Raw genomic sequence first — 20,016 nt, forward strand, 5'->3', positions numbered from 1 at the left:
TTGAATAAAACATTAACATACGAGGAAACCCAAATGGCTTACCATGCTTTAGCAGCGGTATTATTGCCATTGCTGGCCTTTGTAATTAATTGCTTTATCAAAGGCAAAGCGACGGGTTGGGTTTCTACCATAGCCATATTGTTAAGTGCGGGTGTAAGTGTGGTTGTATTTAGTCACACCTTTAATACAGATATAATTCACTTAAACAGAGTTTGGTTTACCATTGGCGATACGCAGTTATATGCCGGGCTATTGCTCAATAACTTGTCGACCATCATGCTGTTACTGGTAAACCTGATTGCCTTACCAGTACATATTTTCTCGATGGCCTATATGGGGCACGATAAGCGTTATGGCCGTTATTTTACCTGCCTCAGCCTGTTCTGTTTCAGCATGCTGGCTTTGGTGGTGGTTGATAGCATGGTGCTGTTCTATGCTTTTTGGGAAATGGTAGGTTTCTCATCATACCTGCTCATCGGGTTCTGGTATAAAAAGGAAGTAGCTATCCAGGCCAATAAGAAAGCTTTTATTATGAACAGGATAGGGGATGTGGGCTTGCTGATTGCCATCCTGGTATTCTATTCGCAATACCATACTTTCGATCTCATTAAACTTTTTGGCCAGGGAGGTTTGGTTTCACAATCTTACATTAAAGAGGGATTGTGGATAGCTCCTGCTTCAAGCATTCCTGCTGTTTGGCAGTATATTGCTTGCAGTGGCGTGTTTCTGGCGGTTTGCGCTAAGTCGGCACAGTTTCCATTGCATACCTGGTTACCCGATGCAATGGAAGGACCAACTTCGGTATCTGCCCTGATACATGCTGCCACTATGGTTGCTGCAGGTATTTTTCTTTTAGGTCGTGTTTACCCAATGTTTAATACTGCCGAACTGGATACACTGGCAATTATCGGTTGCTTCACCGCTTTTATGGCGGCAACCATCGCGCTTACACAAAACGATTTAAAACGGGTACTGGCTTTCTCTACCATATCGCAACTGGGTTTTATGGTGATGGCGATGGGCATTAATGCCTATGCATCTTCACTGTTCCATTTGGTTACGCATGCTTTCTTTAAGTGCTTGTTGTTTTTAGTTGCCGGTGTGGTAATTCATGAAATGCACCATGTGAAGGATGAAAACCATCTGGATATTGATCCGCAGAATATTTTGTATATGGGTGGTCTGCGAAAAAGAATGCCATTGACATTTATTGCTGCTTTGATAGGTGGCGCTGCATTGATTGGCTTGCCCTTAACTTCGGGTTATTTGTCTAAAGATGGTATCCTTATTCAAGCCTTCGAATGGTCGGACACAAAGAGCATTGGTTACAAAATTGTACCCATCATGATGCTGGTTACCAGTTGGCTTACGGCTTTCTATGTAGCACGATTGATCTTTAAAGTATTCTTTGGTAAGTTGAGAGTATTGGATGTTAAGCCAGTGGTGATCTGCCACATTAGCGATGGTGGCTGGCAATATCGTTTGCCCTTGATTTTGTTATCGCTATGCTGCTTGTTTCCGGTATTTTCGTTGAACCCTTTGTTGTACGAGCAATCGTGGTTATTCAAAGCATTTACTACTGCTGATCATCTGGAACGGATGAACATCTACCATACCATTATCCCCGCAGGGCTGAATATTTTGAGCGTTGTGGTCATTTATTTTGCTTATGCCATTTATGTTCAGGAACGCAAAATGCTTCCGTTTGCACAGAACAATTGGGCATTTCATTTCTCGTACAACCAATGGTATTTCAATAAAGCATACAATAATATTTTTGTTAAACCTGTGCTGGCTTTGGGCAGCGGTTTGTTTTGGTTTGATCGTAAGGTGATTGATGGCTTTATTCACTTGCTGCAAAGCATATTGTTATGGCTATCGAAAATGGCCGATGTATTTGATCGTTATGTGATTGATGGCTTCCTGCATTTATTAACTGCAATAGTGCAGTATATTGGTAATTTTGTCCGGAGTTTTCAAACCGGACGGGTGCAATACTACCTGCTGAGTATGCTGGCTGTTATTGTTGCCTGGTTTATTTTAAAAACTTTGATCTGAGCCCGATGAACCTGCTAACCCTTTTAATTTTTATACCGCTTTTATTCGGCTTACTCATTGTGGTGCTGCCTTCGTCGCTGCGCAACAGCTATAAATATATTACTTTGCTGGCTGCCTTGGTGCAGTTGGGTATCAGCCTGCAATTGTACTTTCAGTTTAAAACAGGTGCTGCCTTTGCTGGTATTAACCACGAAAGTCAGTTCCAGTTTATTCAAAAATTGCCTTGGATCAATTTGAACCTCGGTGGCATGGGCAAAATGCAGATCGACTATTTTGTTGGGGTAGATGGGATTTCTATTACGCTGCTGGTGATGTCGGCACTGGTGATGGTGGTTGCGGCTATTGCCTCGTGGGAGATCAATAAGAATCTGAAAGGTTTCTTTGTGCTGTTCCTCATTTTGGATATGGCGGTGTTTGGCGTGTTCTGCTCGCTCGATTTCTTCCTGTTCTATATATTTTATGAATTGATGCTGTTGCCGCTATACTTCCTCATTGGCATGTGGGGGGGGGCAAGGCGCGAGTATGCAGCCATCAAGTTTTTCCTGTACACATTATTCGGTTCAGTGTTTATGCTGCTGGTGATGGTGGGCTTGTATCTGTCGGTTAAAGATCCTGCTACGGGCAGCCATACCTTCAACATGATCCAAATGATGAACCCGGCTAATTACGATGCGCATTCGATCTTCTCAACCATCAATCATCAAACTATATTTGGGTTCCCTGCACGTACGGTTGGCTTTATCGTATTGTTTGTGGCATTTGCCATTAAGGTGCCGGTTGTGCCTTTCCATACCTGGCTACCCGATGCACACGTGGAAGCACCAACCCCTGTTTCTATTATCCTTGCAGGTGTACTATTGAAAATAGGAGGCTACGGAATTATCCGCATCTGCGCAGGTATTTTCCCTGATGTTGCCGTATCCGGTAGTTTCGTATTGGGGCTGTTAGGTGTGATCTCCATTTTATACGGTGCATTGAATGCTTTAGCTCAACGCGATTTAAAACGGATGATCGCTTACTCTTCAGTATCGCACATGGGTTTTGTGCTGTTGGGTATTGCTTCCTTAACAACCGAAGGTATCAGCGGGGCTGTAATGCAAATGGTGAGCCACGGCTTTTTATCGTCGATGTTGTTCTTTTTGGTAGGGGTGATCTATACCCGGGTACACGACCGTGATATTTATAACTTCCGCGGGCTGGGTACTTTAATGCCGCAGTTTACGGTGTTTGTAATGATCGGCTTTTTCGCCTCTTTAGGTTTGCCGGGCTTTTCGGCTTTTATCGCCGAAGCTTTTACTCTGGCAGGTGCATTTAAATCAGGATCAACAAATGGCTTGATACCGCATTGGATGGCCGCTTGCGGAGCTCTGGGTATCCTGTTAAGCGCATGTTATTTCTTGTGGACATTACAACGCATGTTTTTCGGTACAGAACGTTTAAAAGGTGGTGATGCCTGGAAACATGCACTGAAAGATATTAACTGGCGTGAAAAGTCCGCATTGGTTCCACTTGGTTTAATGGCTTTACTGTTAGGTGTTATGCCATCATTGGTGTTTGGAAAGATCAATGATTCGGTAATTGCATTGGTTGAATTTACTAAACAATACATCAGGTAAACTAATGAACAATCTGTTAGCGTCACTTCCCGATCAGCTTAGTAAAACTATAGGCAGCCTTCCATATTTTAACCCGGAATTGTACCTGGCTGGACTTTTTTTACTGGTGCTGATAACAGATCTCATTTATGGGCGCTATTCTGACTGGGTATGCCGTGTTATAGCAGCCGCAGGTCTGTTGGTAATTTTATTTAAAGATCTGCAACAAATTAGGTTATTGCAATTGCATGGAGATACCGTTTTTCTGTTCAATAATATGTTGCTGCTGCATAAAACGGGGATTTCATTTAAGCTCATTATCGATTTTTTTGCTTTTATTCTCATTATATATTTCGGGCTTGATAAACGCTTGAAAGCACATCCCAAAGGTTTATCTGATCTGTATACTATTGTTATCGCTTCTGTATTGGGGTTGCACATCATGATAATGTCGGTTAACCTGTTGGCTGTTTATCTGGCAGTCGAGATGGTTTCGCTCGCATCATACTTATTGGCAGCCTACCGTTCTGAGAATGGCTTTAGTGCTGAGGCGGGTTTAAAATATGTACTGTTTGGTGCTGTATCTTCGGCAATTATGCTGTATGGCATTTCATTGCTATATAGCCTCACCGGCTCGCTCGATTATTTTGGCGGAAACCTGGTGCCTGGATTAATGGCAACTAACCCGGCAATCGTTTCAGTTGCTATAATAATGGTGTTGGTGGGTATCGGTTTTAAACTTTCATTTATACCTATGCACTTCTGGGTTCCCGACGTTTACCAGGGGGCTCCTACACCTGTAACCGCATATTTGTCAACCTTGCCTAAAGTTGCAGCCTTTGCACTGCTTATTAATTTTTTAATCCCATTTGCGTTTAATGTAAAATGGGTTTCTTTTGATTTCAGATTGTTTTTATCGGTTATCGGTACCATTACCATGATAGCGGGAAACTTTGCCGCAGTATGGCAGAAGAATATCAAACGTATTCTGGCTTATTCGAGTATTGGGCATACAGGTTTTGCACTGATGGCGGTCGCTACGTTTACAACTCAGGGTATATCTGCCTTACTATTTTACCTGGCAGCTTATATATTTGCCAATATAGCTGCCCTAATGCTGGTTACCTATTTTGCTGATGTAACCGGTGCCGAAGACCTGGATGGTTACAAAGGCTTAGGTTTAAAGCATCCTGTAGCTGCCATAAGCTTTGTTGTGATCCTGATTTCTTTAGCAGGATTGCCGGTAAGCGCCGGATTTAACGGAAAGTTGCTGGTGTTTTCGTCAGTTTACTCTGTTTATGAGCAAAATCACAATATTTGGTTGCTTATTTTGATGGTAACAGGGGCATTAACCACGGTAGTTTCCCTGTTTTACTATATCAAGATCCCTTTATACTTGTTTTTGAAAAAGCAGGAAGTAGATAATATTGCATCATCTTCAATAGGCGTTAAATGGCTGATTGTGGTTTCTGTTATTTTAACATTTATAGTGCTTTTATTGGGCGTATTCCCTACTTATTTAGTAGGCATATTGTAAATCGGGAATTAAATTCTTGATTATTTTATATTTTTTCTAAAATAATTACATAAAACGTTAATTATTTGTATTTTCAGCCATCTTAATTGGCTAAAACACTAATGAAACGTTATCTCCCTTTCTCTCTCATTATCGTAATTCTAGTACTTACATTTATCCATCCTTCGGTTGATATTAAGGTTGCAGCACCTGGTGATGCAACTCATTTTGATACCGGCGACATTGCCTGGATGCTGGTTTCGACAGCCCTGGTATTGATTATGACACCCGGACTTGCCTTTTTCTATGGCGGTATGGTGAATAAGAAAAATGTGATCTCTACCATGTTGCAGAGTTTGATCTGTATGGTGATAGTTACCGTAATGTGGGTAATATTTGGATTTAGTTTAGCTTTTGGCGATGATGTGCACGGTATAATCGGTAACCCCGCCACTTATTTTATGATGCATGGTATGCTTGGCAATGCGGTGTGGCCTGCTGCCAAAACTTTCCCGCTAATACTGTTTGCCATGTACCAGCTAAAGTTTGCCATTATAACTCCAGCGCTAATTACCGGTGCGTTTGCAGAGCGTATCCGTTTTAACTCGTATCTTATATTTGTGGTATTGTTTGCTATTTTTGTTTATTCGCCTTTAGCGCATAGTACATGGCACCCGGATGGTTTCCTGAATAAATTAGGCGTGTTGGATTTTGCCGGTGGAACGGTAGTACACATGTCGGCAGGCTGGGCAGCTTTGGCATCAGCTTTGTTTTTAAAGCGTAGGGCAGATGTTTCGCATACACCCGCACGTATTACTTATGTAATTATTGGTACAGGTTTATTATGGTTCGGTTGGTTTGGCTTTAATGCAGGTTCGGCGCTGGGTGCTTCGGCATTGGCAGCAACTGCGTTGGCTACTACTACGTCTGCGGCTTCGGCAGCCGGGTTAACCTGGGTTTTCTTCGATATGTTCCGCGGGCGCAGACCTTCGGCTATGGGGACTTGTATTGGCGCGGTGGTAGGCCTTGTGGCTATTACGCCGGCTGCAGGTTATGTATCTGTACCGCACTCACTGGCCATTGGTATTATTGCTGCTATTGTGAGTAATATGGTGGTTGAGTGGCGCACCCGCACTTCAATAGATGATACACTGGATGTATTTCCTTGCCACGGTGTTGGCGGTTTAGTTGGTATGCTGTTAACCGGTGTTTTTGCGCATCATAACGTAAATCCTGCTGTTACATCAAATGGTTTGTTTTTTGGCGAAACGCATTTATTTTTAGTACAATCTTTGGCTTTAGTAGGCGTTTCAATTTTTGCATTTTTTGGTTCGTTATTATTGCTAAAAATTACCGATATTATATCGCCGTTACGCGTGTCTGTTGATGAGGAAGCCGTAGGGCTTGATATTAGCCAGCATGGCGAAAAATTATAGTGCCTTTCCTTTAATTATCTAATACATGTTTCCGAAACCGGGCTTTGTGAAGGGCCCGGTTTTTTTATCCCCTAACCCCCTGAAGGGGGAATAAGAGAAGCAAGAGACGAGAGCCAGGAAACAAGAATCGGGACTTTTGTCATTTCGACGGTAGGAGAAATCTTGTACAGTTTGCTTTTCCATAGCATAAGATTTCTCCTACCGTCGAAATGACAAAGCACAAAACTTGCCAATGTAAACCCGATTGTAGTGGAAAACCCGCAGCGTGTGTTGGATGGAGTAGGGGAGGCGAGGATTTGGAACGGAAAGCGGGGAGAAGCTTTTGATAGTAGTAGTGGCATTGCTTTCAAATCATCCGGGCGACATAAAATATTGTGCCGCTACGCTATGAAAATTTAGCTATCTCTTATATGAAGTTAATCGAATACTTAGAAGGTGAAGAAAATCCTTCGCTATCGCTCTGGATGACAAACTTATCTACTTTATTAATAACCTCGCTCGTATAATCCCAGCCCACCATACTTCGACGGGGCTCAGTATGACAGCCATTTGCTTATTAAAAACCCTGTTAAAATCCCATTAACTCATCGTTAATTTAAAATGCTTTTAAATGACAAATTAGAGGTGGCAACATCATTTTAAAATGATACCTTTGCAGTCTCATTCCCAACCATGAGCGATCAGATAAAACACGAATGTGGCGTTGCTTTTATTCGCCTATTAAAGCCTCTCTCTTACTACCAGAAGAAATACGGAACCGCGCTTTTTGGTTTAAACAAGCTGTATCTTTTGATGGAAAAACAACACAACCGTGGCCAGGATGGCGCAGGTGTTGCAACCATTAAATTAGATATTGAGCCTGGTAAACGCTATATAAGCCGTCACCGTTCTATGGCACAAAATGCCGTGGCAGACATTTTTGAGTACATCATGAAAAAGTTTGCCGAGGTAGAGAAAGAATACCCCGAAAAGATGAAGGATGCCGAGTGGCTGAAAGAGAATATGAGCTTTACCGGCGAAGTATTACTCGGACACCTGCGTTACGGTACTCACGGTAAAAACAGTATCGAAAACTGTCACCCCTTCCTTCGTCAGAACAACTGGATGACCCGTAACCTGGTAATTGCCGGTAACTTTAACATGACCAATGTTGATGAGTTACTACAGCAATTATACGACCTGGGCCAGCACCCGAAAGAAAAAGCCGATACGGTTACTGTATTGGAAAAAATCGGGCACTTTATGGATACCGAAGTACAGGGTTTGTTCGATCAGTTTAAGCGTGAAGGTAACGACGATAATATCGCTATCACCAAAATGATTGCTGATAATATGGATGTGGCCAAGATATTGAAAAAATCGGCCAAAAACTGGGATGGTGGTTACACCATTGCCGGTATACTGGGCCACGGTGATGCATTTGTAATGCGCGATCCGGCAGGTATCCGCCCGGCGTTCTATTATGCTAATGATGAGTTTGTGGTAGCTACTTCAGAGCGCCCTGCTATCCAGACAGCCTTTAATATTCCGTTTGAGGAGGTTAAAGAAATTCAACCTGGTCATGCGCTGATTGTTAAAAAGAACGGTCAGGTAAGCGAAGAGCAGTTTAGCGAACCTACTGTGAAAAAAGCATGTTCTTTTGAACGCATCTATTTTTCACGTGGTAGTGATGCCGCCATTTACCGCGAGCGTAAGCAATTGGGCAGGTTACTTTGTCCACAGATATTGGATGCTGTTGACAATGATATTAAGAACACCGTTTTCTCTTACATCCCCAACACTGCCGAGATTGCTTTTTATGGCATGGTAGAGGGTGTTAATAAATATGTAAAGAACTACCAACGCGAGCGCCTTTTAAACCGCGAGGATAAAATAAGCGACGACGAATTAAGCGAAGTATTGGCGCTTGCCCCACGCGTTGAGAAGATTGCGATTAAGGACGTTAAGCTGCGCACCTTTATTACCCAGGACGCCGACCGTACTGAGATGGTGGCACATGTTTATGATACTACTTACGGATTGATTAAAAATTCGACCGATAACTTGGTGGTATTGGATGACTCTATCGTTCGTGGTACTACATTGAAACAAAGTATCCTGAAAATTCTGGACAGGTTAGGCCCTAAGAAAATTGTTGTGGTATCATCGGCACCGCAAATCCGTTACCCGGATTGTTACGGTATTGATATGTCGCGCATGGGTGAGTTTGTTGCTTTTGAGGCAGCCGTGAGTTTATTGAAAGAAAGTGGCCGTGAAGATATGATTCTGGATGTTTACCAGAAATGTGTAGCCAGCAAAGGTACACCGGCAGAGAAAGAACAGAACTTTGTAAAAGCTATTTATGAGCCTTTTACAGATCAGGAAATATCAGATAGAATTGCTAAGATCATTACCCCTAAAGGTACTAAGGCAGAAATTAAAGTGATTTACCAAACACTTGATAACCTGCATACCGCTTGCCCTGATCATTTGGGCGACTGGTATTTCTCTGGCGATTACCCAACCCCGGGTGGTAACAAAGTTGTTAACCGCGCCTTTGTTAACTGGATGGAAGGTAAGAACCAAAGAGCTTATATGTAATTCTGATAAGTCAAAAGTTTAAAGTAAAAAGTCAAAAGTTGGGATTCCGGCTTTTGACTTTTTTTGTTTTAGGATAATTTTAACAATAACGCACCTTAATAACAGCGTTTCAGCTTTAGAGTTTGTGTAGAAAGGTTTTTGACTTTTGACTTCTAACTTTTGACTTTGAAATCAATCATTAGTCGGTATTGGGGAAAATACAAAGTGGGTAACCAGCTTGTCTAAAATTACAAATGAGGCTATAATAAGGGCTATGCCGGCAACGTAGTTAAGTTTGTGGACGAAGGTGACTGAGATACGGTCGCGGAGTTTGTTGGCGTAGAAGGCTTTTACGGTATCCATACCGAATTGAACCGCAAGGATGGTGGCAAACATAATGGCAATTTTTAACTGCCTGTTGTGTACGCCAACGTGGTACATGGTACTGGCTGTACCGATAACCGTTATCCAATGGAAGAGCAGGCTGGGGTTGAAGATGCACATCAAAAAACCTTTGAAAAAATAGCCTGCCCGGTTAACGCTGGCTGGTGTATGCGAATTATAGCTCACCTCGGCTTTCTTAAACATGTAGTAAATGCCTATGGTAAAGAGTATTACGCAACCGACGACCCCAAGCCAGACCTTGACCTTTGGCGGCACATCAAAAAACTGGGAACCGAATATTATAGCGCCAACAAATACCACATCGCTCGATACCACACCGAGTGCCAGGGCAACTCCGGCATGAAAACCTTTATCGATACTGGTTTTAATAAGCGCAAAAAATACCGGGCCGGTTAAGAAGGTTAATACAATCCCAATGCCGATGCCCGAAAATATAGCTTCTATCATTAATACAGTTTAATGCGTTACCCAAGGGTAAAGCAATGCAATTTTAGGCATTTAACAAAGAAAGTCGCTAATTGTATTTATTTATTTTTTCAAAGTGGCTCTGTATTAAAAAAAAACTTTATGTTAGTGCCGCAAAACCCAATTATCTTTTTATTAATGGAAAAAAACAACGCTAACAGTAATCGATCGGCGCTCTATTCTTTAATCACCGTTTGGTTCTTCTGGGGCTTTTCGGCCGCCTCAAACGGAGTATTCATTCCCTTTTGTAAAGCTCACTTTCACTTAACACAATTCGAATCACAATTAATTGACTTTACCTTTTATGGTGGTTATTTCATTGGTTCATTAGTATTGTATTTTGCATCGCAAGCTACAAAGGTTGATATCCTGAATAAGATCGGTTATAAAAACGCCATTGTTTTAGGTTTAGTAATTTCAACTGTAGGGGCATTATTAATGGTTCCTTCTATCAACGCAGGGGTGTTTGGCTTAATCCTGGGTTCGTTTTTTATCATTGCCATTGGCTTTGCTTTACAGCAAACGGCGGTTAACCCTTTCATTGTGGCTTTAGGTTCGCCAGAAACAGGTTCAACCCGTTTAAACCTGGCAGGTGGTGTTAACAACTTCGGGAGTATATTAGGCCCGGTGGTTGTAAGCTTCCTGTTATTTGGCTCAGCAGCAAGCAATAGCAATGCTGTTGTATCTATATCATCAGTAAATAACTTATACTACATATTAGCAGCATTATTCCTGGCGCTGGCTGTATTCTTCTGGGTAACTAAACTGCCTAAAGTAACCAGCGATGAGAAAATTGAAGCAAGTAATAAAGCTAATTTCCCATTGTTTATCATCTTTATTGCATTCTGTCTAATCCTGGCTGCTACGCCATTAAGTAAAGCAACTGGCTTATCTGCTGCATATTTTGTATATGGGGCATTGGTTGCTATTTTAGCATCGCTGATTATTGCTTCATCTACAGCTACCAAACAAAAAGAAGGTTGGGGAGCTATGAGATATCCTCAATTAATTTTAGGTATGCTGGCCATCTTTACTTATGTAGGCGTTGAGGTAACTATCCAAAGTAATTTTGGTGCGTTATTAGAAACCAAAGCATTTGGTGGTTACGCTCCTAAAGATATTGCACCTTTTATCTCACTTTATTGGGGTAGCTTGATGATAGGCCGCTGGACGGGTGCTATCGGTGTATTTAACATATCAAAAACTACGCGTACAGTTTTAACTGTATTAGTTCCTTTTATCGCATTTGGTGTGGTACTACTTGCTAACTACATCAGCCATGCACCTATCGGGTTATTAGCACCTTACGCTATTTGTGTTGTGTTTTTAGTTGTAGGCTTCTTAATAGGTAAAGAAAAACCTATCCGTACATTAAGCATATTTGGTTTAATGGGGGCTGCATTTATGGCTATTGGTATGCTTACTACAGGTATTGTTGCTACTTACGCTTTCATCAGTGGTGGTTTATGCTGCTCTATCATGTGGCCATCTATTTTTGCGCTTTCGTTAGCAGGTTTAGGTAAATACACCAGTCAGGGTTCTTCTTTCTTAATCATGATGATTTTGGGTGGTTCAATCATTCCACCGGTACAAGGTATCCTTGCCGATGGCAGTGGTAAACTAATCCCGGGCATGAGTGGTATCCACTTCTCATATATTATCCCATTAATTGGTTTTGCTTACCTGGCATTCTTTGCCTGGAAAGCAGGAGCAGAGCTTCGCAAACAAGGTATCGATATCGATCATATTGAAGCAGGAGCAGGGCATTAATTTGGGGTTCATTGGTTCGCCAGCTCATTAGTTGATTGCTCTTGAAAAAGCGATACCAATGAACAAATAAACCAGTGAACAAATGAACAAAATGTCCCTTGTTCTCGAACATATTTTATAACTTGGCAGTCGGCCTATAATTGAACGTAAAGTACGTTTAATTATAGGCCGATGTCGTTTTAAGCTAACACAACTGTTAATAATACAATTTTATGAGTCCTGATTTGAAAGGCAAAAACTACACCTTGCCGTTAATTACGCTTACATCACTTTTCTTTATGTGGGGTTTTATCACCTGTATGAATGATGTACTGATCCCTCACCTGAAAAACCTTTTCCAATTAAGCTATTTGCAGGCTATGCTGGTACAGTTTTGCTTTTTTGGAGCTTACTTTATTGGGTCTGTTATTTACTTCACTATCTCTTATTACAAAGGCGATCCAATCAATAAAATTGGTTACAAAAGCGGGATTTTGTTAGGGCTTGTAGTATCAGCTATTGGTTGCGCCTTGTTTTACCCGGCAGCATCTTTTGCAGCTTATGGCTTATTCCTTGCTGCATTATTTGTATTGGGTTTAGGCTTTACCTTATTACAGATCTCGGCCAATGCTTATGTGTCATTATTAGGCCCGGAAGATAGTGCCTCTGCCCGTTTAAACCTTACACAGGCATTTAACGCATTGGGTACTACTATTGCGCCGGTTTTGGGTGGTTATTTGATCTTAGAATTCTTCGCTAAGAATGGTGTTATCTCTGCCGAATCAACCCAAATTCCATATTTGATTTTCGCAGGATTATTCATACTGTTAGGCATCATCATCTTTTTTGTAAAACTTCCGGAGTTTACTTCAGAAGCTATTGAAAGCAAAGGTTTAGGCGCTTTAAAGTTTACCAATTTAAAACTGGGCGTACTTGGTATTTTCTTTTATGTAGGTGGCGAGGTTGCTATCGGTAGCTTTATTGTAAGCTTTTTAAAGCAACATGATATTGCAGGTTTTACCGAGGCCATCAGCAAAAACTATTTAGCCTTATATTGGGGCGGTGCTATGATTGGCCGTTTCCTGGGTGCTATCTCATTGAACAGAAATATCGGTGCTGGTAAAAAGGCCATTTATATGATATTAACTGCCGCGGCGGTGTTTGGTGTGATCCTTTCAATTGTTGATCTGTCATTTTCTCAGATCAGCTACTTCCTGATCTTTATTGTACTGAACCTGCTGGCCTTTATGGTAGGCAAATCTTCACCGGGCAAAACACTAGCTTTATTTGCGGCTGTAAACGTAGGTCTATTGCTGGTTACCATTTTTACAGGTGGCCACATCGCTATGTGGACTATCCTGGCTGTTGGTTTATTTAACTCTATTATGTACTCTAACATTTACACGCTGGCCATTGCCGGTTTGGGTAAATACACCAGTCAGGGTTCATCGTTATTGGTAATGGCTATATTGGGTGGTGCAGTTGTGCCGGTTATCCAGGGTGCTGTTGCTGATGCTGTAGGGATACAGAAAGCATTATTCCTGCCGGTGCTTTGTTATTTATACATTGTATACTTTGGGTACTATTGCTGGAAACATTTAGGCCACATTGAGTTAGATACACCTGCTAAAGGCGGGCATTAATATTTAGTTCATTTGTTCAGTGGTTCATTAGTTGATTGGTATCAACCTATTTAAGACTAATGAACCGCTGAACTAAAAGAATAAACCAAGCTTGCTTCACTGATTTATTAGTTGATTAGTCTCCACTTATCCAATACTAATGAACCAATGAGCTAATGAACCCATGAACTTTAAACCATGAAACCAAGTTTCGACCTTATATTCATGAACCTGGCGACCGATCTGGCCAAGCGCAGCCACTGCGTTAAGGCGCATGTTGGTGCCGTGCTGACTAAGGATTCACGGATTATATCGATAGGCTATAACGGCCCTCCGGCAGGTACCCATAACTGTGATGAGGAATGGCCTGATACAGGCTGTCCGCGCGACTCCAAGGGCAGTTGCTCATTAGCATTGCATGCCGAAGAGAATGCCATTTTATATGCCATGAAAAACGGTGCTGGGCTGGAAGGCACTACCATGTATACCACGCTATCGCCATGTTTGCCATGTGCTAGGTTGATATTTTCGGCAGGGATAAAGGAAGTATACTTTCGCCACTCGTATGCCGAATATAAAGGCCTGCCGAGCGACGAAGGTGTTGACTTTTTAAACCGGTTTGGTGTTAAAGCGACTAAATTTCAAGAGCCGCTTGTTGACCTCGATCTCCCTATTTAGTTTTCTTAAGCAAAGGCTCAATCCTGTTTAAAGCGAATTGTAGCTGCTCTTCGGGCGTAAGATTGGTATTATCCAAAATAATAGCATCATCGGCGCGAACCAAGGGGCTTTCTTTACGGGTAGTATCCGAGTAATCGCGGTGGGCGATGTTTTCAAATACCTCTTCTAATGTAATATCAGGATTGGTTGGCTGCAGTTCTTTAAAACGGCGTTCTGCACGTACTTTTGGGTCGGCAGTCATAAACAATTTCAATGGTGCATCCGGGAATACGGCAGTGCCAATATCACGGCCATCCATTACAATATTTTTAGACTTGCCCATACGTTGCTGCTGTTTTACCATCTCTAACCTTACAGATCTGATGGCTGATACTGCACTCACATTGTTCGATACCGGCATCAAACGGATCTCATCTGATACTTCCTCGTCGTTCAACAAAATATGCGTCTGGTAATCGCGTGAGTGGAAATTGAGGTGGATATCAGGTAGTACGGCTTTAACCGCTTCCTCGTTGGTTAAATCGATATTGTTGCGTAATAAATAAAGGGTAACTGCGCGGTACATAGCCCCGCTGTCAACATATATAAAGTGAAGTTTTTTGGCTAAGGCCTTGGCTAAAGTGCTTTTTCCGCATGATGAATAGCCATCAATAGCCACTACAATGTTAGTGCTCATTCGAGGGGCTAAATTACGATTTTAACTTATGATTCCACCGATTATAAGGAAGATGATTTCACCGATTAGGTTGGTAGCAATTTGATTATGATTAATTTAGTTTCCGAAATGTTTTATAAGTAAATCGGTGAAATCATATCAGTGTAATCAAAACAATAATATGAATATTAGTAAGGCCGATATACAGCGCGAAACCACATTTAAGGCATCACGCAGCGGCGGTAAGGGCGGACAGAACGTCAATAAAGTATCAAGTAAAGTTGAGCTTAATTTCGATATCGATAATTCAGTTTTGTTTAGCGACGAAGAAAAAGAGATACTGCGCATCAAATTAGGTGCACGTTTAAATAAGGATGGTTTGGTACAGGTGATATGCGATGAAGAACGCAGCCAATATCTGAACAGGGAAAAAGCGCTTGAGAAACTCTACATTATCATTGCCAAAGCCTTTGAAAAACCAAAACCGCGTAAGGCAACTAAAGTAAGCAGGGCGGCCAAAGCAGCGCGCCTGGATCAAAAGAAAATAATCTCGGGCAAAAAAGAAAACCGTAAAAAGAATTTCGACTATTAGTTGAAGTGATACATTACCGCCAATGACCCCCATTGGTGCGATCTCAGCATTTCTTTGGTGTCTTTAGTATGAAATACAGCCGATAAATCAAAAGTCCACCTGTCGCCGCTATTATAGGCTGCGCCGATCTGGTTGCTGATCACCAATGTTTCGGGCGTGCCTGTTATTTCGGCAGTGCTTAAACTTGGGTCATTAGGGTTTGCAGTAAGGTAATATTGCGGTAAGTGGCCCGATTTACTTTGCACCGTGCCGTCATGGGCTACTATATTGATCATTGGCTTATAATAGAAGAAGAACTCCTCATCGTTAGCCTTAACCCCGTCGCGGTTAGTTATGGTACTTTGGGTACTGATGGAGTTAAACAACTTATTTGTACGTCCCAAGCGCAGTAAAGGGCCAAATCCAAACCCGGTAAAGGCATTACCTATGTTGGCGTAAGCGCTTAGGTTAGCATCAAATATGGGGGTTCTTAACAGCATCTTATTGTACTCGCCGGTTAAGGTAAATTTGATGCCGCCTTGTATTTGGTGGTCCCAGCCAAAAGGAGGGTAGAAGCCGAATGTGCTATGTATAAAATTCTGTATCTGCTCTCCCTGCGCCTTAGGGCCTATTAAACCAATTTGTGCGCCCACCTTAATGTTGCTTTGGTTTTTATACAGTAGGTTATAAGTTGCACCGAAATAGGTATAGGCAGCAAAAGGCCTGTCGATGTTTAAGATGTCCTGGCGTGGATCATCGGGTATGTTGCTTTGTATGTTGCCCGATTGCGGGTTGTACATCTTTTGACCGAACTCGAAGCCCAGCACTTTATTGGCTAATTTACCTTCAATGTCAAATGGCAAGGCTTCGCGATAGAAAAAGAAAATCCCATTGGTATAATAGCGATCTGAACCCTGGCCTAAATAACCATCATTATCAGTCTGGAAACCGGCTTCCTGTGTACGGTATTGTGCTTTAGTATATAATGAACAAAGTATCAGTATAATAGCAATAGGTAATAATTTTCTCATCAAATCAGGGGGTAATTGCAAAACTTAGCTAAAATAGAAAAAGCCCCGAAATATCGGGGCTTCAATCATTTTATTTAATAAAATTTTAACAACCAGAAGTTTAGTTGAGTACAGGCTTTGGCTCTTCTTTAATAGTCAGGTCAATGGCGTCCTCAACCTTTTCGTTTAATAAAGCTAAATCAATTACTTCACGCATCTCGGTTACGTAATTAAACTTCATGTCTTTAATGTAATCTTCCTTAATGTCCAGGATATCTTTCTGGTTTGATTTACACAGGATGATCTCTTTAATATTGGCACGTTTGGCAGCCAGGATCTTTTCCTTTATACCACCAACAGGCAATACACGGCCACGTAAGGTAATTTCGCCGGTCATAGCCAGATTAGGTTTTACCTTGCGTTGTGTAAATGCAGAAGTTAATGCAGTAAGCATGGTAACACCAGCCGATGGCCCATCTTTAGGCGTAGCACCTGCAGGTACGTGGATATGGATATCCCATTGCTCAAACAGACGCTGATCAATATTGAAACGACTGGCGTGTGAGCGCAGGTAAGCCAATGCAATAGTAGCCGACTCTTTCATTACATCGCCCAAACTACCTGTTAAAGTTAAACGGCCTTTACCGGGGCTCAGGCTGGCTTCGATAAACAGGATGTCGCCACCTACAGAAGTCCAGGCCAGGCCGGTTACTACACCAGCTACCTTATTACCTTCGTACAAGTCTTTGTCGAAGATAGGCGCACCTAATATGCGTTCAACATCAGCTTTGCTAACTGAAGGGTTGTATTCTTCTTCCAACGCGATACTTTTAGCAACGCCACGAATTACAGAGCCAATTTTTTTATCCAGGTTACGTACGCCTGATTCGCGGGTATATTCTTCAACAACTTTTTCCAGTACATCATTTTTCAGCGTTACCTGTTTCGGTTTTACACCGTGGGCTTCGCGCTGTTTAGGTACTAAGTGTTGTTTAGCGATCTCGATTTTTTCTTCGATTGTATAACCGTTAACCTCGATAATCTCCATCCTGTCTAACAAAGCAGGCTGAATAGTGCTTAAAGAGTTAGCTGTAGCAATGAACATGACATTCGACAAGTCGAAATCCAGTTCAACGTAGTTATCATAAAATGTGCTATTCTGTTCCGGATCTAAAACCTCTAACAGGGCAGAAGATGGATCGCCGCGAAAATCGTTACCTACCTTATCAATCTCATCTAAAATAAACACTGGGTTAGCTGCACCTGCTTTTTTGATAGATTGAATTACACGGCCAGGCATAGCACCGATATAAGTTTTACGGTGACCGCGAATTTCAGCTTCGTCACGTACGCCCCCCAAAGCCATACGCACATAACGACGGCCCAGTGCCTTAGCAATTGATTTACCCAATGAAGTTTTACCAACTCCCGGAGGGCCAACCAAACAAAGGATAGGGGCTTTCATATTGTGCTTCAGCTTTAGCACCGCCAGGTATTCTATGATACGCTGTTTTACTTTATCTAAACCAAAGTGGTCTTTATCCAATACCTTTTGGGCACGTTTCAGGTCGAAGTTATCTTTGGTGAATTCGTTCCATGGTAAATCGAGCAATAACTCGAGATAGTTCATCTGTACCGAATAATCTGCCGCGGCCGGATTAATGCGGGCAAGCTTATCCATTTCTTTGTTAAAGTGGTCGCTTACCTCTTTGGCCCATTTCTTTTTAGTAGCACGGTCGCGCAGGTTATCCAACTCCAGATCTGGGGTATTGCCGCCCAGTTCTTCCTGGATGGTTTTTAACTGCTGGTTCAGGAAATAATCGCGCTGCTGCTTATCCAGATCAACACGAACTTTAGATTGGATCTGATTTTTCAGTTCCAGCATCTGCAACTCCGTGGTTAAATGCTCCAATACCTGGTTGGCACGCTCGCGCAGGTTAACGGTTTCGAGCATACGCTGCTTAACAGACATATCGGCATTCATGTTAGACGATATGAAGTTGATTAGGAACGAAATGCTTTCGATATTTTTTATTGCAATGCCGGCCTCGGTAGGTATGTTGGGCGACATTTGTACAATGCTCATGGCCATGTCTTTAATAGACGATACCATGGCTTTAAATTCTTTATCCTGTTTTGGCCTTATCTCTTCAAAAGGTTCAATCGTAGCTTTAATATAAGGTTCGCTCTGGATTTCTTCTTTCAGGTGGAACCTCTTTTTGCCCTGTAGTATCACCGTGGTATTACCATCGGGCATTTGCAGCATTTTAACAATTAATGCAGTGGTGCCCACTGTATTAAGCTGGCTGAAAGTGGGGTCTTCAATGCTCACATCCTGCTGCGAAACCACACCTATAATGCGCTCGCCTTTATTAGCTTCACGAATTAGCTTGATAGATTTATCGCGGCCAACGGTGATTGGAATAACCACACCAGGGAAAAGTACAGTATTACGAAGTGGAAGTATAGCTAAAGCTTCGGGAACCTGCTCATTGTTCATTTCTTCCTCATCTTCGGAAGACATTAGGGGGAAAAACTCAGAATCTTCGTTTATTACCGGTAATGTATTTTTAAAATCAAACGGATCATAGCTCATCAAGCACCCTTTCTAAATAATTATTAACGTCAAGTTGTCAGCTTTTATATTATAAAAGCTGAATAAAAACAGTTATTACAATAATTTGCTGTTGTGTAGTATATGTTTCAAGAGATGTGCCAAGATACGATTATCGGCTGTGATAAACATTTAACATTAATAATATATTGATTTTGACAACGTTAAAGAGTAAGTTATTTGTTAAGACCGTTTGCGGCAAAAAATTATAAATATGAAAATTAGTCAGTATGTCCGACGGGCTTTCTGACTAAATTATTGCTAAAAAATCACAATAATTTGCTCATATTGCATAATAAAGTTTAACATTGGCAGTTATTGATATATTCATTTTGTTCACTCTTAATCCCTGATGAGGTTACCGGTCATACTATTTGTATTAGCTATCACGTCAGTTAAAGTTTCTTCGGCACAAAATGCTTATGTGAAATTAGGGCAGCAGGCATTGATGGAGGGGGATTTTAAGGTCGCGATACAACGGCTCGAAAAAGCCTGTGTTATTGATTCTACCAATGCTGATGCTTTGTGGATGCTTGGCTATTCCTATTACCATAGCGCCAACTACAAAAAGTCTATATCAACTTATACCCGCGTAGTTACCATTAAGCCTACCGATGCTACATCATACTACTACCGTGCACGTGCCAAGAGCTATATGGCTAAAGATAACACGCTATCGGCTCCCGAGCGCGATAAGTATTTATACGGTGCTATAGTTGATTTTACCAAGGCTGTTACACTAGAACCTACTGATACCAAATATTACCAAAACCGTGGTATTGCTTACCGCGAATATGGTGTTTTTAAACTTGACCCCACATGCAAATCTACCTACGATAAAGTACGTGGTATTAATGCCCTTAAAGCATCTATCGGCGACCTGGAAAAGGTGTTGAATGATAACCCAAGCCGGGCTGATATAGCCTCACTACTGGATATTTCTAAAGAAAAGCTGGCCACTGTGGTGGGGCATAGATAAGTTTTCTTAACTCCTTTTTATTATAGCGTAAATTTTACTCCTTGTTAAGGCAAGTGTATAACAATGCCTTTGTCCTCCCGATTGAGTTACTGTATGCTTACAAA

14 protein-coding genes are annotated in these 20,016 nt (G+C 41.7%); 10 read left to right on the forward strand and 4 right to left on the reverse strand.

The window, feature by feature from the left end; genetic code table 11:
* From PQO05_RS08425 to PQO05_RS08445, 5 genes are all read left to right on the forward strand, one after another.
* Positions 1 to 2,058 (forward strand): NADH-quinone oxidoreductase subunit 5 family protein, encoded by a 2,058-nt coding sequence (locus PQO05_RS08425; protein WP_273632261.1) that lies wholly within the window; start codon positions 1 to 3, stop codon positions 2,056 to 2,058.
* 5 nt (positions 2,059 to 2,063) lie between these two features.
* Positions 2,064 to 3,674 (forward strand): complex I subunit 4 family protein, encoded by a 1,611-nt coding sequence (locus PQO05_RS08430; RefSeq protein WP_273632262.1) that lies wholly within the window; start codon positions 2,064 to 2,066, stop codon positions 3,672 to 3,674.
* A gap of 4 nt (positions 3,675 to 3,678) precedes the next feature.
* A complete protein-coding gene (locus PQO05_RS08435) occupies positions 3,679 to 5,190 on the forward strand; it encodes an NADH-quinone oxidoreductase subunit N (protein WP_273632263.1) in 1,512 nt (503 codons plus the stop codon).
* Between the two features lie 101 nt (positions 5,191 to 5,291).
* The gene (locus tag PQO05_RS08440) at positions 5,292 to 6,605 is read left to right on the forward strand and encodes an ammonium transporter (RefSeq protein WP_273632264.1); all 1,314 of its coding nucleotides are present in this window, start codon (positions 5,292 to 5,294) and stop codon (positions 6,603 to 6,605) included.
* A 672-nt stretch (positions 6,606 to 7,277) separates the two neighbouring features.
* Entirely contained in the window at positions 7,278 to 9,185 is a 1,908-nt protein-coding gene (locus PQO05_RS08445) for a class II glutamine amidotransferase (protein ID WP_273632265.1), read from the forward strand.
* A gap of 171 nt (positions 9,186 to 9,356) precedes the next feature.
* On the opposite strand, the gene PQO05_RS08450 is transcribed toward PQO05_RS08445, so the two are convergent.
* The gene (locus PQO05_RS08450; RefSeq protein WP_273632266.1) at positions 9,357 to 10,016 is read right to left on the reverse strand and encodes a LysE family translocator; all 660 of its coding nucleotides are present in this window, start codon (positions 10,014 to 10,016) and stop codon (positions 9,357 to 9,359) included.
* 156 nt (positions 10,017 to 10,172) lie between these two features.
* Here PQO05_RS08450 and PQO05_RS08455 point away from each other — a divergent pair, with 156 nt between their 5' ends.
* The 3 genes from PQO05_RS08455 to PQO05_RS08465 all read left to right on the forward strand — a co-directional run bounded on the left by PQO05_RS08455 (position 10,173) and on the right by PQO05_RS08465 (position 14,083).
* Positions 10,173 to 11,804, forward strand: coding sequence for an MFS transporter (locus tag PQO05_RS08455; RefSeq protein ID WP_273632267.1), 1,632 nt, complete (start codon positions 10,173 to 10,175; stop codon positions 11,802 to 11,804).
* 212 nt (positions 11,805 to 12,016) lie between these two features.
* Positions 12,017 to 13,426 carry a sugar MFS transporter gene (locus tag PQO05_RS08460; protein ID WP_273632268.1) on the forward strand — a complete coding sequence of 470 codons (1,410 nt, stop codon included), beginning with the start codon at positions 12,017 to 12,019 and terminating at the stop codon, positions 13,424 to 13,426.
* Positions 13,427 to 13,603: 177 nt separating this feature from the next.
* The gene (locus PQO05_RS08465; RefSeq protein ID WP_273632269.1) at positions 13,604 to 14,083 is read left to right on the forward strand and encodes a deoxycytidylate deaminase; all 480 of its coding nucleotides are present in this window, start codon (positions 13,604 to 13,606) and stop codon (positions 14,081 to 14,083) included.
* On the opposite strand, the gene cmk is transcribed toward PQO05_RS08465, so the two are convergent.
* Positions 14,076 to 14,759 carry a (d)CMP kinase gene (gene cmk / locus PQO05_RS08470; protein ID WP_273632270.1) on the reverse strand — a complete coding sequence of 228 codons (684 nt, stop codon included), beginning with the start codon at positions 14,757 to 14,759 and terminating at the stop codon, positions 14,076 to 14,078. The genes PQO05_RS08465 and cmk overlap by 8 nt on opposite strands.
* 160 nt (positions 14,760 to 14,919) lie before the next feature.
* On the opposite strand from cmk, the gene arfB reads away from it, so the two are divergent.
* Positions 14,920 to 15,330 carry an alternative ribosome rescue aminoacyl-tRNA hydrolase ArfB gene (gene arfB / locus PQO05_RS08475; RefSeq protein ID WP_273632271.1) on the forward strand — a complete coding sequence of 137 codons (411 nt, stop codon included), beginning with the start codon at positions 14,920 to 14,922 and terminating at the stop codon, positions 15,328 to 15,330.
* Here arfB and PQO05_RS08480 read toward each other — a convergent pair.
* A complete protein-coding gene (locus PQO05_RS08480) occupies positions 15,327 to 16,340 on the reverse strand; it encodes a lipid A deacylase LpxR family protein (RefSeq protein WP_273632272.1) in 1,014 nt (337 codons plus the stop codon). The genes arfB and PQO05_RS08480 overlap by 4 nt on opposite strands.
* 100 nt (positions 16,341 to 16,440) lie before the next feature.
* Positions 16,441 to 18,915 (reverse strand): endopeptidase La, encoded by a 2,475-nt coding sequence (gene lon / locus PQO05_RS08485; RefSeq protein WP_273632273.1) that lies wholly within the window; start codon positions 18,913 to 18,915, stop codon positions 16,441 to 16,443.
* Between the two features lie 370 nt (positions 18,916 to 19,285).
* Here lon and PQO05_RS08490 point away from each other — a divergent pair, with 370 nt between their 5' ends.
* Entirely contained in the window at positions 19,286 to 19,912 is a 627-nt protein-coding gene (locus PQO05_RS08490; protein ID WP_273632274.1) for a tetratricopeptide repeat protein, read from the forward strand.
* Positions 19,913 to 20,016: the final 104 nt, after the last annotated feature.

Origin of the sequence: Mucilaginibacter jinjuensis (assembly GCF_028596025.1) — a bacterium.
GTDB lineage: Bacteria > Bacteroidota > Bacteroidia > Sphingobacteriales > Sphingobacteriaceae > Mucilaginibacter > Mucilaginibacter jinjuensis.

Coding starts and splice junctions, on each gene's coding strand:
- PQO05_RS08430 (WP_273632262.1), top strand. CDS start 2,064: ATGAACCTGCTAACCCTTTTAATTTTTATACCGCTTTTATTCGGCTTA.
- PQO05_RS08435 (WP_273632263.1), top strand. CDS start 3,679: ATGAACAATCTGTTAGCGTCACTTCCCGATCAGCTTAGTAAAACTATA.
- PQO05_RS08440 (WP_273632264.1), top strand. CDS start 5,292: ATGAAACGTTATCTCCCTTTCTCTCTCATTATCGTAATTCTAGTACTT.
- PQO05_RS08445 (WP_273632265.1), top strand. CDS start 7,278: ATGAGCGATCAGATAAAACACGAATGTGGCGTTGCTTTTATTCGCCTA.
- PQO05_RS08450 (WP_273632266.1), bottom strand. CDS start 10,016: ATGATAGAAGCTATATTTTCGGGCATCGGCATTGGGATTGTATTAACC.
- PQO05_RS08455 (WP_273632267.1), top strand. CDS start 10,173: ATGGAAAAAAACAACGCTAACAGTAATCGATCGGCGCTCTATTCTTTA.
- PQO05_RS08460 (WP_273632268.1), top strand. CDS start 12,017: ATGAGTCCTGATTTGAAAGGCAAAAACTACACCTTGCCGTTAATTACG.
- PQO05_RS08465 (WP_273632269.1), top strand. CDS start 13,604: ATGAAACCAAGTTTCGACCTTATATTCATGAACCTGGCGACCGATCTG.
- cmk (WP_273632270.1), bottom strand. CDS start 14,759: ATGAGCACTAACATTGTAGTGGCTATTGATGGCTATTCATCATGCGGA.
- arfB (WP_273632271.1), top strand. CDS start 14,920: ATGAATATTAGTAAGGCCGATATACAGCGCGAAACCACATTTAAGGCA.
- PQO05_RS08480 (WP_273632272.1), bottom strand. CDS start 16,340: ATGAGAAAATTATTACCTATTGCTATTATACTGATACTTTGTTCATTA.
- lon (WP_273632273.1), bottom strand. CDS start 18,915: ATGAGCTATGATCCGTTTGATTTTAAAAATACATTACCGGTAATAAAC.
- PQO05_RS08490 (WP_273632274.1), top strand. CDS start 19,286: ATGAGGTTACCGGTCATACTATTTGTATTAGCTATCACGTCAGTTAAA.